15 protein-coding genes are annotated in these 13,771 nt (G+C 53.1%); all 15 read left to right on the top strand.

From position 1 onward, the window contains the following. Positions 1 to 13: 13 nt before the first annotated feature. The gene (locus BN2684_RS08285) at positions 14 to 610 is read left to right on the top strand and encodes a DUF2815 family protein (protein WP_058301717.1); all 597 of its coding nucleotides are present in this window, start codon (positions 14 to 16) and stop codon (positions 608 to 610) included. A gap of 75 nt (positions 611 to 685) precedes the next feature. Beyond that, the gene (locus BN2684_RS08280) at positions 686 to 1,036 is read left to right on the top strand and encodes a nucleoside triphosphate pyrophosphohydrolase family protein (protein ID WP_058301716.1); all 351 of its coding nucleotides are present in this window, start codon (positions 686 to 688) and stop codon (positions 1,034 to 1,036) included. Then, on the top strand, positions 1,033 to 2,988 hold the full coding sequence (locus tag BN2684_RS08275; RefSeq protein WP_058301715.1) for a DNA polymerase: 1,956 nt from the start codon (positions 1,033 to 1,035) through the stop codon (positions 2,986 to 2,988). Before BN2684_RS08280 ends, BN2684_RS08275 begins: the two co-directional genes overlap by 4 nt. A 5-nt stretch (positions 2,989 to 2,993) precedes the next feature. Continuing rightward, positions 2,994 to 3,272: a DUF3310 domain-containing protein gene (locus BN2684_RS08270; protein WP_199825309.1), complete on the top strand. Its 279-nt coding sequence runs from the start codon at positions 2,994 to 2,996 to the stop codon at positions 3,270 to 3,272. 89 nt (positions 3,273 to 3,361) lie between these two features. Beyond that, complete coding sequence (locus tag BN2684_RS08265) at positions 3,362 to 3,772, top strand: hypothetical protein (RefSeq protein WP_058301713.1); 411 nt, start codon at positions 3,362 to 3,364, stop codon at positions 3,770 to 3,772. Further along, positions 3,773 to 5,155 carry a DEAD/DEAH box helicase gene (locus BN2684_RS08260; protein ID WP_234340197.1) on the top strand — a complete coding sequence of 461 codons (1,383 nt, stop codon included), beginning with the start codon at positions 3,773 to 3,775 and terminating at the stop codon, positions 5,153 to 5,155. It abuts the gene before it with no gap. Further along, a complete protein-coding gene (locus tag BN2684_RS08255) occupies positions 5,145 to 6,131 on the top strand; it encodes a DNA-methyltransferase (protein ID WP_058301712.1) in 987 nt (328 codons plus the stop codon). The genes BN2684_RS08260 and BN2684_RS08255 overlap by 11 nt, the downstream gene beginning before the upstream one ends. Positions 6,132 to 6,136: 5 nt before the next feature. Then, entirely contained in the window at positions 6,137 to 8,482 is a 2,346-nt protein-coding gene (locus tag BN2684_RS08250) for a virulence-associated E family protein (RefSeq protein WP_058301711.1), read from the top strand. A 264-nt stretch (positions 8,483 to 8,746) separates the two neighbouring features. Beyond that, positions 8,747 to 9,028: a VRR-NUC domain-containing protein gene (locus BN2684_RS08245; protein ID WP_058301710.1), complete on the top strand. Its 282-nt coding sequence runs from the start codon at positions 8,747 to 8,749 to the stop codon at positions 9,026 to 9,028. Continuing rightward, positions 9,025 to 10,398, top strand: coding sequence for an SNF2-related protein (locus tag BN2684_RS08240; protein WP_058301709.1), 1,374 nt, complete (start codon positions 9,025 to 9,027; stop codon positions 10,396 to 10,398). The genes BN2684_RS08245 and BN2684_RS08240 overlap by 4 nt, the downstream gene beginning before the upstream one ends. After that, positions 10,395 to 10,670, top strand: a complete 276-nt coding sequence (locus tag BN2684_RS08235; protein WP_058301708.1) for a hypothetical protein — start codon at positions 10,395 to 10,397, stop codon at positions 10,668 to 10,670. Before BN2684_RS08240 ends, BN2684_RS08235 begins: the two co-directional genes overlap by 4 nt. Positions 10,671 to 10,842: 172 nt before the next feature. Then, positions 10,843 to 11,460 carry a hypothetical protein gene (locus BN2684_RS08230; RefSeq protein ID WP_058301707.1) on the top strand — a complete coding sequence of 206 codons (618 nt, stop codon included), beginning with the start codon at positions 10,843 to 10,845 and terminating at the stop codon, positions 11,458 to 11,460. 209 nt (positions 11,461 to 11,669) lie between these two features. Continuing rightward, a complete protein-coding gene (locus tag BN2684_RS08225) occupies positions 11,670 to 12,539 on the top strand; it encodes a DUF6731 family protein (protein ID WP_058301706.1) in 870 nt (289 codons plus the stop codon). Between the two features lie 22 nt (positions 12,540 to 12,561). Beyond that, a complete protein-coding gene (locus BN2684_RS08220) occupies positions 12,562 to 13,005 on the top strand; it encodes a hypothetical protein (protein WP_058301705.1) in 444 nt (147 codons plus the stop codon). A 67-nt stretch (positions 13,006 to 13,072) separates the two neighbouring features. Further along, entirely contained in the window at positions 13,073 to 13,582 is a 510-nt protein-coding gene (locus tag BN2684_RS08215) for a terminase small subunit (RefSeq protein WP_058301704.1), read from the top strand. Positions 13,583 to 13,771 lie beyond the last annotated feature (189 nt).

Below are 13,771 nucleotides of genomic sequence, written 5' to 3'. Positions count from 1 at the left end.
GAACTGATCTATTATGGCAAACGACAATCAATCTACTAAGCTGATCACGGGAAAGGTGCGGCTCAGCTACGCAAATGTATGGGAACCGAAGGCTGATGACAACGGAGTTCTTTGGCACAGCGTTTCCGTCCTGATCCCGAAGAGCGACAAGGAAACGCTCCGCAAATATAAGGCCGTTGTCGACGCGCTCAAGAAGCAAGCTGAAGCGAAGTATGGCGGCAAGCTGCCGGCTAAATTCCATCTTCCGCTCCGGGACGGCGACGAAGAGAAGCCGGACGATGAAGCCTATGCGGGTCACTACTTCTTCAATGCGAAGAGAAAGAACCGCCCCGGGATCTCGAAGCCGGTTGGCAAAGACGGCAGCGGAAAGACCAAGTTCCAGGACATTACCGATACGACGGAAGTTTACTCCGGATGCTATGCAAAGGTTTCGATCAACTTCTACCTCTTCGATACGAAGGGGAACAAAGGGATCGCGGCTGGGCTTAACAACATCGTCAAGGTGCAAGACGGTGACTTCCTGGGAGGCCGTAGCAGCGTGAACGACGACTTCGCCAGTGAGGATTTCGAGGATGTCGAAGACATCAGCGACGATGATTTCCTGAACTAATCCATCAATGGAAGAGGATTCGCTTTTGCATGGGGTCCTCTTTCTTTATCTCAAAAATCGGGAGGACTCATAGATATGAACCTGAATGAAATGTCCATCAAAGAGCTGAACGCACTCTGCGAAGCAGCCCATGCGAATGCCATCAATAAAGGGTGGTACGAAGAGCCCCGGACCTTCGGCGAGATCATCGCACTTTGCCATTCCGAGCTCTCTGAAGCGTTGGAAGATCACCGTAACGGACGCGGACTCACGGAGATCTACTATGAAGGCGAGAAGCCTTGCGGCATCCCGACGGAGTTGGCAGACGTGCTGATCCGAATCTTCGACTTCTGTGGTCACGTCTGCATCGATCTGGAGGAAGCAGTTTACGAGAAGATGGCTTACAACGCCACTCGCTCCCACAAACACGGGGGCAAGATCATATGACCGTTCTGCAAATCGATATCGAAACCTACTCCAGTATCGATTTGGCGGATAGCGGCGTTCACCGCTATGTGGAAGCTCCTGACTTCGAGATCCTGTTGTTCGCTTTTGCTTTCGATGACGATCCCGTGGAGGTCATCGACCTGACCGACTTTCAGGACATTCCGAAGGATGTACTGGCCGCTCTGCGCGGTGATGTCATCAAGACAGCCTGGAACGCAGGCTTCGAGCGAACGGCCATCACCCGGCAGTTTGGATTTGACTGTCTGCCGCAGTTCTGGCGCTGCTCAATGGCTCATTCCTATACGCTGGGCTTGCCGGGTTCACTGGACAAAGCCGCGAAGGCGCTGGGGCTCGGGGAAGAGGCGCAGAAGGACGCCAAGGGTAAGGCGCTGATCAAGTATTTCAGCGTGCCCTGCAAGCCGACACAGGTCAACGGGAGCCGTACCCGCAACCACCCGCATCACGATCCGGGTCGATGGCAGCAGTACATTGACTACAATCGGCAGGACGTGGTGGTGGAACGTGCGGTAAGGCAGAAGTTGGAGCGATATCCGGTTCCTGATCGGGAGTGGCGCATCTGGGCGCTGGACCAGCAGATCAATGACTACGGTATCGGGGTGGACCGGACGTTCGTCGGCAATGCCATCTCCTGCTCACAGCAATACACGGAGCGGCTGCTGGTCGAGGCTAAAGAGCTGACCGGTGTTGATAACCCGAACAGCCTGCCACAGCTTAAGGAATGGTTCGCTGATCAGGGATTGGTGGTAGAGTCGCTGACTAAAGACACAATGCCCGAGCTGCTGGACGCGGCGCCGAATGAGGAGACCAAGCGCATGCTGGAGATTCGGTCAGAGATGGGAAAAACCTCTGTCGGCAAATACGACGCTATGCAGCTCGGCACCTGCGACGATGGTAGGGTTCGAGGGATTCTGCAATACTGCGGTGCAAGCCGGACTTGGCGCTGGGCTGGTCGGCGGGTGCAGATGCACAACCTGCCTCAGAACCACCTGGAGGATCTTGCAGCCGCACGGAATGTTCTCGCTTCTGGCGACTATGAGCTGCTTGAAATGCTGTACGGTGCTCCTCCATTCGTGCTGTCGGAGCTGATCCGCACCGCGCTGATCCCGTCACCAGGTAATCGGTTCATCGTCGCTGACTTCAGCGCGATCGAGGCTCGCGTCATCGCCTGGCTGGCTGATGAGCAGTGGGTACTGGACGTATTCCAGGGACACGGCAAGATATATGAAGCTACGGCATCCCGTATGTTCGGGATCCCGATGGAGACGATCGTCAAAGGGCATGAGAACTACAAGTATCGTGCTTCTGGCAAGGTTGCGACGCTCGCCTGTGGATTCGGCGGAGGCGCGGCGGCGATGGAGAAGATGGACAAGAAGAAGGAGATCGCCGCAGAACAGTACGATCCGCTCGTTCGGCAGTGGCGTGAAGCTAATCCGAAGATTAAGCGTCTCTGGTACCGCGCAGAGGAAGCGGCCATCGAAGCGGTGCAGACGAAAGGGACCGTCAAGCTGGCTCACGGTGTCCAGTATCGATATTCCAAGGGTGTCCTTTTCGCTGATCTGCCGAGCGGGCACAGCCTTTCGTACCCGTCACCGGAGATCAAGCCAGATCCGAAGTTCGGCAAAGACGGGCTGATGTTCAAGGCACCGGAGAAGACCGGCAAGATGGCCACTCAGCGGACATGGGGCGGAACGCTCGTCGAAAATCTGGTCCAAGGGATCGCCCGGGACTGTCTCGCTGAGAACCTTATGAGACTAGATGAAGCCGGATACCCTATCGTTCTCCATGTTCACGACGAAGCGATTCTGGATGTGCCGATCGGCATCAGCTCAGTGGAGGAAGTAACAGAGATCATGGGGCAGGAGATATCCTGGGCGCCGGGATTGCCGCTCAAGGCAGCTGGCTTTGAATGTGAATTCTATCAAAAGGACTGATGAATATGGACGATCCGGTAAACCACCCGGACCACTATACCAAAGGTGGCATCGAATGCATCGACGCCATCGAGGCAGCCACGACCGGCTTACAAGGCGCGGAGGCGTACAACACCGGTCAGGTAATCAAATACATCTGGCGGTGGAAGTGGAAAAACGGCATCGAGGACTTGGAGAAGGCTCGCTGGTACCTCGATCGGTTGATTGGAGGCATCAAAGATGACGGTACAGAACCAACTGTGGAAAAGCATCGTGGAATGCCGCAAAGTATACGCCGATCTTGACGATTCTGCTTTCGTGAAGTGGTACAGCAAGCACTTCAAGGTAAGTAGGAAGACTGTGGAGCATGTCCTGGAACGGGAGGCGAAAAAGCATGCTGCGAGCACTGACAACTGAGGAAAAGGCTCAGAGCCAAGCGACGATGAAGCGGGCAAATGCGGAGCTGGCTAATCGTCGGAAGGTACTGGTGCAAAAACTGCGGAAACTCAATCCCGATACGGCATCACTTCGCAAGTTGGAGGAGGACCTAATTACAATTCGGGATGTGAAGGGGCTTCCGGTCATAATCCGCAAAGGGACTGAGATCATCCTCAACTATGAGATGTTCGCCAGACTCCTCCGGACATTGAAGCGTCGACCGCTCACCATTCGGATCGACCCCGGGCGGATGTCAATAGACTTCAGTGGGCACACCGACGGTAGTATACGGCTCTACGAACTCCCGGTATATCAGCGAGAGCTGCTTCTGGATCTGCCTATCATTACCCTTGAAGAGGGGGACTAAATGAGCCAAATGATCGATTACAGCGAATTCATTCAAGAGAAGCGATTCATCCATCCATCCACCGGACTCACACTGGATCGGGCGGAATTGAATCCTGGACTGTTCGACTTCCAGAAGGATCTCGTTCATTGGGCGCTCCGCCGAGGTCGAGCAGCGGTCTTCGCTGGCACCGGACTCGGCAAGAGCCGCATGCAGATTGAGTGGGCTCAGCAGGTTCACCTGCACACTGGCGGTGACGTGCTTCTTCTAGCGCCTTTGGCGGTTGCAGCGCAGACGGTTCGAGAGGGAGCAGAGATGGGCTATACGATCCATCTCTGCCGCTCCCAGGACGATGTGCAACCCGGTCTTAATATTACCAATTATGAGATGCTTCACAAGTTCGAGCCTATCCTATTCGAAGGTGTTGTTCTGGACGAGTCTTCCATCCTTAAATCCTTCACGGGCAAGGTGCGGACGGATCTCATTGAATCCTTCTCATACACTCCCTACCGACTGGCATGCACGGCGACGCCGGCTCCGAATGACTACATGGAGCTCGGCAACCATGCGGAGTTCCTGGGCGTGATGAGCCGGTCGGAGATGCTCTCCATGTACTTCGTTCATGATGGTGGCGATACGTCCAAATGGCGACTGAAGGGACATGCGGAAGCCGTGTTCTGGGAGTGGGTAGCCAGCTGGGGCGTGGTGCTCGAAAAACCATCCGATCTCGGCTATGAGGACGGCGCATATATCCTTCCGCCACTTACGATCAACGATCAGGTGATTGAGGTGGAAGGAGATCCCGCCAAAACGCTATCCGAACGGCAGAAAGCTCGGCGAGACACCATTCATGATCGGGTGGCCGCTTGCGCGGATTTGGTCAATGGAAGCGACAAACCTTTTCTCGTCTGGTGCGATCTGAATGCTGAGTCGGAGCTGCTTACCGCAGCGATCCCGGGAGCGATAGAAGTCAAGGGCTCCGATAAACCCGCGCACAAGGAGCAGGCTGCTATCGACTTCCGAGAAGGTCGCATTCGGGTGCTCGTCACCAAACCCATGATCTACGGTTGGGGGCTCAACTGGCAGCATTGCGCGGACATGGCATTCGTGGGGTTATCGGACAGCTTCGAGCAGGTATTCCAAGCAATCCGGCGATGCTACCGATTCGGACAGACGGAGCCGGTCAATGTTCACATGATCACGTCCTCCCGGGAGGGGGCGACGGCCGACAATATCCGCCGCAAAGAAGAAGACTTCCGGAAGATGGTCGCGGAGATGGTCAAATACACCCAGAAGATCACATCGGCCAGTATCAGGGCTACTGAGCGGCAAGTTACCGTTTATCAGCCGGCTCGCCCGATGACGATCCCGAGATGGTTAAGGAGTGAGACGCTTGCAGGTTAATACGATTGAGGAGACCGTCACGGAAGACTTTGCACTCTACAACGGCGACTGCGTGGAGGTTACTCGAGGAATTCCGGATAACAGCATTCATTATTCCATCTTCTCACCGCCGTTCTCTTCATTATATACGTACTCTAATTCGGAACGGGATATGGGCAACAGCGCGAATGATACGGAGTTCTACAAACACTTCGGATTCTTAGTCAAAGAGTTGTTCCGGATCACGATGCCTGGTCGATTGGTCTCCTTCCATTGCATGGACATCCCGGCTATGAAGTCCCGGGACGGTTTCATCGGGATCAAGGACTTCCCGGCGCAACTGCGGGAAACCTTCGAAGGTGAAGGCTTCATCTACCATTCTCGGGTGACAATCTGGAAAGATCCACTGGTCGAGGCTACCCGCACGAAGGCAATAGGGCTGCTTCACAAGCAGTTGACCAAGGACTCGGCCATGTGCCGGCAGGGGCTTCCTGATTACGTACTGACTTTCCGCAAACCCGGTAATAACCCGGAACCGATCGCTCACCCAGACGGGCTCTCTCAGTTTTTTGGCGACGGTGAACCGACTGCTCCTAAAAAGGAGCCCGATCTGAAGGATAGCCGGGTTCACAAGGATATTTCAATGGCAAAGGAAGACCCGGTATACTCCCATCAGGTATGGCGCCGGTATGCCTCGCCTGTCTGGATGGATATTCGTCAGAGCAACACACTGCAGTATCGGAGTGCACGGGAAGAGAAGGACGAGAAGCACATCTGCCCGCTGCAACTGGACGTAATCGCTCGGTGCGTGGAGCTTTGGAGCAATTCGGGAGACATCGTGTTCAGCCCATTCGCAGGCATTGGGTCGGAGGGATACCAGTCGATCAAGATGGGCCGACGCTTCGTCGGGGTTGAGCTGAAGGAGAGTTATTATCGAGCGGCTGCTTCCAATCTTCAAATGGCTGCTGATGAAGTTTTCGATGAAATGCTGAGGTGATCAGGATGCACGAACTAGACATATCGCTCGGGAAGCACCGCACGGATATGAGCTGGAAGCCGGAATACTGGACTTGGGAAGAGTTCGTGGAGCGGCTGCGGAAGGTGCGGCGGACAGCAGAGACAATGGCGCAATACGACAAGATGAAGGTGCCGGCGCGTGGCAAGGCGAAGGATGGGCCGGCGTTCGTCGGCGGGCTGATCCGGGGAGGTCGCCGGAAGAAGGAGAACGTCGACACTCGCAGCTTAATCACGCTCGACGCTGACTTCGCCGATGACGGGTTCTTGTTCGCGGTCGAGCTCATTCTGGGTGGCCGGGCGTATGCCGTCTATTCGACGCACAGTCACCGGCCACAGAAGCCGAAGTTCCGGCTCATCATCCCAATGGACCGGGCAATGAGCCCGGACGAGTACGCTGCAGTCAGTCGGATGCTTGCTCAGCAGATCGGTATCTCCTACTTCGATAAAACAACCTTCGACGTCCACCGGCTCATGTACTGGCCGAGCTGTTCCAAAGACGGCGAGCCTTTTCTGGAAGTCGCTGAAGGGGATGCCCTCACGGTTGACGACGTGCTGGCACTTTATGAGGATTGGCAGGATGTGGCCGCCTGGCCACGTCACCCTGAGGAGACCCGGGCGCTTCGGAACGTTGCTTCCAAGGCACAAGATCCTCGTGAGAAGTTCGGAACAATCGGCCAATTCTGCCGAACATTTTCGATTGAAGAAGGCATAGAGACCTTCCTGTCTGAGGTGTACACGACAGGCACAATGCCTAACCGCTACACCTACACCCGCGGCTCCTCTGCAAACGGCTTAGAGATCTACCCGGATCAGGATCTGGCCTATTCGCACCAGGACAGCGACCCGGTCAGCGATGGCCGGACATACAACCTGTTTGACCTGGTGCGGGTTCACAAGTTCGGGCACCTGGATGAGCGGGTGAAGGACTTCACTCCTGACGCCAAAAAGCCGAGTCACTTGGCAACAGAGCACTGGGCGAGCAGTCTGCCGGAAGTCAAACGGGCATCTGGGGCTGAACTGCAGGCGGATTTCGCGGACGTAGATTTCGACGACGCCGAAGACCCGGAGGATGACTCATGGGTCGAGAAGCTCGAGCGGCATCACAAGACTAATGCACTGCTTCCTACGGCCGGCAACGTGGAGCTGATCCTGTCCCACGGTGTTTGGCGAGGCATCCTCGCTTACGACGCTTTTGGTAATGCGGAGGTCATTCGGCGCCCGTTACCGTGGCGAGAGATGGAGCGTCAAGGGCGAGCCTATGAGCCTTGGCTGGGGGCAGATGATAAGCGGCTCCAGCACTGGTTCAGCAAGGCTCATGAGATTAACGGGGGGAAGACCATTCAGAACGCCTTCACGGAGGTTGTTCACCGCAACACCTTCCACCCGATCAAGGCCTATCTGGAATCAACGACATGGGACGGCATCCCGAGAGCGGAGCGGCTATTCCCGGTCTACCTTGGAGCTTCTGACACTCACTATGTCCGTCAGGTGACCCGCAAGATGCTGCTGGCTGCTGTTACGCGGCTCTATCGTCCTGGGTGCAAGTTTGACCAAATGCTCGTTCTGGTCGGCCCGCAGGGGGCGGGTAAAAGTTCAATTCTAGCTAAGCTAGGCCGGGAGTGGTTCAGTGATTCCCTGCGGACGTTCGAGAATAAGGAAGCTGGAGAGCATCTGCAGAGCGGGTGGATCTTCGAGATTGGTGAGTTGTCAGCCATGAAGAAGACGGAGGTCGAGGAGGTCAAAGCGTTTCTGTCCAAGACGGAGGACCGTTACCGGGTGGCCTACGATCGCCAAGTGACCGAGTTTCCGCGGAAGTGCATCTTCTTCGGGACGACCAATACGAAGGGGTTCTTGCGAGACACGACCGGAAATCGCCGCTTTTGGCCTGTAGAGGTTGTCCCGGAGCATGCGGAGCGCAGCCATTGGGAGGATTTGACCGATTCAGAGGTAAGCCAGATCTGGGCTGAGGTGTTGAGCTGGTTCAAGGCGGGGGAAACCCTACAGCTGGATGACGAAATCCGTTTGGAAGCGGAGCGCCGGCAGGCTGCACATATGGAGAGCGATCCCCGGGAAGGGCTTATCCAAGAATGGCTGGAGAGCGAGGAGCCGGACGACATGGACCGACCGTCAGGCAATCTCCGGCAGCGCGTGTGTGCGGCTCAGATATGGGTGGAATGTCTCGGTAAGAAGAAAGGGGACATGAAGCCTTGGGAGGCAAAAGAGGTCTGTGACATCATGCGGAAGATGCCGGGATGGCATGAAGGAAAGAGCCGTTTACGCATCCTTGGATATGGTCAACAGACCGTTTTTGAGCGAAGCAGTGAGCCCTAATTTTACTGCATCAGCACTGCTTCAACTGCTTCACCTACTGATACAGTTGACGCAGTAAATGAAGCAGTAAAAATTAGTTCACTGTATCAGCAAAAAGCCAGTCATACCAATGGTTTGAACCAGGTTGAAGCAGTTGAAGCAGTAATTTCCCTTCTATATAAATAAATAAAATTAACCTATACGTAACCATACCTATATGTAGGTTAAACGCACATATCATACGCATACGCGTATTGAGTGCTTCAACTGCACAGGAGGAATATCATGCAGGAAAGTCAACTGGAACGAAAAGCCCGCCTTGCGGTCGAGCGTGTTGGTGGGAAGATGCCGAAGTGGGTCAGTCCCGGGAACCGCGGGGTACCTGATCGACTGGCAATTTTCCCGAATGGCTTGACTGTCTACGTCGAGATGAAGGCGCCAGGTAAACCGCTAGAACCTCTTCAGCGGAAGTGGCGGAAGGATCTGCTGGCGCTAGGGCACCGACATTATAAGATCGACAGCGAAGCTGACATTGAGCGACTCATACAGGAGGCGATGGTGGAATGAGATTCATCCCCCACCAGTACCAAGCCTACGCCACGCAGCGAATCCTGGACACGCCTTATCTTGGCTTGTTCTTGGAGATGGGCTTAGGCAAAACAGTATCCACCCTGACCGCGATCGATCAATTGCTGAATGACTACTTTGACGCTGAACGGGTGCTTGTGATTGCCCCGCTTCGTGTGGCCGATGACACGTGGGCCCGCGAGATTCACAAATGGGACCACTTAACGCATTTGCGAATCAGTAAGGTTTTGGGTAGCGCTGACCAGCGGCGCCGAGCGCTTAAAGCTGATGCCGACATCTGGATCATCAACCGGGAGAATGTGGAGTGGCTGGTCGGAGAGTACGGCAGCAAGTGGCCGTTTGATACCGTCGTGATTGACGAATTATCCAGCTTCAAGAATCACCAGTCCAAGCGCTTCAAGGCATTGCGGCGAGTCCGTCCCATGATCAAACGACTGATCGGGTTGACTGGCACCCCGGCACCTAATAGCCTGATGGACCTCTGGGCGCCGGTATATCTGCTGGATCAAGGCGATCGTCTGGGTAAGACCATTACGGGATATCGAGACCGGTATTTCCTACCGGGCGAGCGGAGCGGCCATGTGGTCTACAACTGGAAGCAGAAAAAGGAGTCCGAAGAACGGGTCTACGAGGCGATCGGCGATATCGCGGTATCCATGAAAGCAGAAGATTGGCTAGAGTTGCCTGAACGGATTGACCGGAATGTTCCCGTTCGGCTTACTGGCAAAGCGGCTGAGCTTTACAAGAAGCTGGAGAAGGAGCTTTTGATCGAATACGCGGATGCCGATGTGGTAGCCCAAACGGCTGCCGTCTTGAGTAACAAGCTTCTGCAGATGGCGAGCGGTGCCGTGTATGACGAGGATCGGGGCGTTAAGCTTATCCACGATGCGAAGCTAGATGCGTTGGAGGACCTCATCGAGGCGGCACAGGGCAAGCCCGTTATGGTGTTTTACAACTTTCAGCATAGCCTGAGCCGGATTCAAGCCCGATTCCCGCAAGCGCAGATTCTGCGAAAAGGTAAGGACGGCAACGAGGACATCAGAGCATGGAACAATGACGGGATCCCGCTGCTTCTGCTGCATCCGAAGAGCGCCGGACACGGACTCAACTTGCAGGAGTCGAGCTGCCGAACGGTTGTGTGGTTCGACCAGATATGGAGTCTGGAGGAAGACCAACAAGCCAATGCCCGCGTACATCGGCAGGGTGTCCGACATAACATCGTCGTCATTCGCTTGGTGGCTGAAGGCACGATGGACGAAGAAGCTGTCGAGGCACTGGGACGGAAGGCCGCTGGACAAGAAGCCCTGATGCAGGCAGTTAAAGCGAGAATAGAGAGGGTGAGAGGATGAACCGCGACGAGAAAAGGCATTATTTTCAGCGGTTTAAGAAAATGACCGCCAATCAGTTCTGGGCTGAAATGGATATTCTGCATTCCCGTGCTTATGGAATGGCCCAGAAGCATTACGAGGAGGCTATGGACATCAAGCTGACCCCGAAGCAGAAGGCAGCCGTCGTGACCAAGGCGCACGAGATCCGTGAGCTTTGGGACGGCATGAGGGAGATAGCCGTCGAGGCAACAGAGGACGAGCAGTTCATACCGGAGGAGGTGAAGAAAGCATGATGAAAGTAATCTACTGGATTTTTTCGAGGTGGCACCTGTACCGGGGCGTGGCTTATGCTTACCCAGTGAGCCGATACCACTTTGAACGGTACGAGCATTACAACCAGCTTCGCCGCGGAGAGTCGCCTCGGATCGCGCGAACTGATCTCTGGAGACGAAGGGGTGGGCACTGATGACAGAACAAGCGGTAATCGCCAAGCTTCAGGATTACAAGCGCATCGTCGGGCGTATCCGCGTCCTGGAGCGGCATCACGTTGGCATGGGCTACACCGTCAATGCGATCGCCCACGATGATCAGCTGCAGGAGCTTCACCGGCAACTGCGGGGGATGCCGAGCTATATGTATCTGTCGGCACGCGAACAGGAGTTGGAGACCACGGCGCACGCTTACCTGGCCCGGTACCCTTCCGGGATCAGGAGCCAGTACCACGAGGTGGCCAGGTTGCAGGGAGACGATGCAGAGGATGAGCAACGCCTGCAGGAGCTCACCTGTAAGATCGCCAAGGTGCTGGAGGCCAGGTTGGGAGCTGTGCCGGCTGATGGGATCGATGCGGTTCTGGAGCGGATCTGCGAGCTTCAAGAACTCGAGGCCGAGAGGGATTACATCGACAATGCCTTAACCGTGCTTGAGGAGATGCACCCGGGCTATGGCCGGTTGCTGCGAATGCGGTACGTTGAGGACAAGCCAGTTAATTTTTCCGCAGATGAGCTTAATGTATCAGTGATGACTTTTCATAGGTGGAAGGTTCAAGCAGTGCAAGAATTAGGGTCACTGTTACAAGGTCGATAGAATCATGATAGACTCGCGTGACAAAAGGCCAGTTTCAAACGTGCTAAAATGCTACTATGAACATCGTGTAAGTAAGCGCTGATCTTGCGGGTACTCCTCCTTTTCGCCGTCCTTCGGGGCGGCTTTCTTCTTCTCTACACTGGTTCGGGAGGAAATTCCTTCCTGGTGTCGAATAGGTACTAATAATTCGACAAGAGGATGGGGATACAATGCCTACAAAAGCTATTACTTTTGATTTCTTTACTTTCAAAAGCCAAACCAGCGATGCTTTGGAACAAGCACTGATCAAAGAATTAGCTACCAGGAAATTAGGCAATTTTAATAACGTAAAAGTTGTCGATTTCTATGCGCGGATTCGTGAGATTGCAAATGAGAATGATCTTTGGATTTGCAACGCCGAAAAAGTTAACGTTCTTGATGAGGCGTATATCGGTGATTTACAGGGCTCTCGTGAAGCGTTAGCACAGCAAGATGACCAAGGTCCAATTTTCGATACGATTTTTTTGTATAATCCTAAAAACCAAGTTATAGCATTACAAAGAAATCGATCAGGACTTGGAATGAACACTTTTATTAGCTATCTATGCAAATTGACTTCCTGTGACGATGTTGAACTAGAGGTCATCATCGACCCAAATACGTTGATCAAACTCAATAAAATGTCATTGGTCAAAAGCATTGAATATAAGATTTCTCGACCGACAAACTTTACGTTTGCCAGAGGTGCAAAAAGAGGACTAAGCGGAGATATTGATTTTTTGCGTTTTTTTCAAGGAGACAGTTTAAAAGTAGTTATTGGTTCTGATAAAGGAAATAAGCTTGGGAAACCAGCGATTTTATCAAAAGTGAAAAATTTGCTTACTAACTCCCAGAGCATCGAGAAATTAAATGTGAGCGGCCAAATTGAAGGAGACATGGAAACGATTGATCTTATTAAGCAAAGGATAATTTTTACGAAAAAGAAATACTTGAAAAAACATAAGAAATTAACTGTGGATATGATTATGGAGACTGTTAAAGAAGCGTATAATTACCACAAGACAAACTTAAACCGAATGTACATTAACAGAGACGAATAATGGAGGGGGGAGAGGTGGTATTATGGGACGCATTCTCGAAAAAACGTTACCTTACCTAATCGGAGCGATCCCACCAATTCTGGTTATTTATTACGGTATCTATCCATCCTATTTTGTTAACTTTAAAGACATTATGAACTCAACAATAAGTATGGGGTCAATTGCAGTTGGGTTTTTGGCTGCAGCAATCACACTGTTGCCATCGCTTAACCAGAACCCATTTGTCATTGCGCTAAAACAAATAGGTGCCTATGAGAAGCTAATGAGCTATTTGATTAGTGCGATTATCTTTCTCTTTTTGATCTCACTGTTATCCATCTTCGGGCTTTTAATTGACACGTCCTTCAACAAAGATGTAGGTCACATTTTTTTAATCGGATGGTCGTTTGTTTTTAGTGTTGCGATACTAACGACAATAAGGGTAATATTCTCGTTTCTCAAATTTTTAATAGCATCACAAAAATGATAAATCAATCGATTGTGCCACTCGAGACTGAGTGGCACTTTATTTTTCGTGAAAGGAGGCCGTCTGCATGGCCTTGACGGCGAAACAAAAGGCATTTGTCGCTGAATACCTTGTCGATTTGAACGCCACGCAGGCGGCCATTCGAGCAGGATACAGCGCTAGGAATGCGGATAAGATCGGTCCAGAGCTGCTAGGGAAAACTAGGGTGGCTGAGGCCATCCAAGAGGCGATGTCCAAGCGCGAGCAACGGACAGAGATCACCCAGGACATGGTTCTCCGTGAGTTGGCAAAGATCGGGTTCAGCGATATGCGGACATACACCAAATGGAGTAATCGCGGTATCGCTCTGATTGACTCCGATTCGCTGGCGCCTGAACAATCGGCATGTGTGGCTGAGGTGACTCAGACGATTACGGAGTCTGGGGGCAGCATCAAGTTCAAGCTGCACGATAAGGTGTCCGCATTGGAGAAGATTGGTCGCCACCTTGGCATGTTCAAGGACAAAGTGGAGCTGACAGGGGATGACGGTGGGCCTTTGCAGGTGCTGTTCAGCGACAAGATGCGGCCTCCCGAGTAACTGGCTCGCCAAATCAGGATTTTGACGTCATGTATAAATACTTGACACATCGATTTTCGCCGAATTAGACCGTGAGCGGTGATTTTGCCGTTTTCAACGGTCTTTTTTCATGCCGATTTTCGCCTTCATGGGCCGCATACGCTGAAAATGCCAATCTTCGTTATTCTCTCGTTTTCGCTGTTTAGCTAT

The sequence above is a fragment of the Gorillibacterium timonense genome, from assembly GCF_001457415.1.
GTDB classification, from domain to species: Bacteria; Bacillota; Bacilli; order Paenibacillales; family NBRC-103111; genus Gorillibacterium; species Gorillibacterium timonense.
Note: the sequence above shows the minus strand (reverse complement) of the source record. Positions and strands in the feature narration are given on the sequence as shown.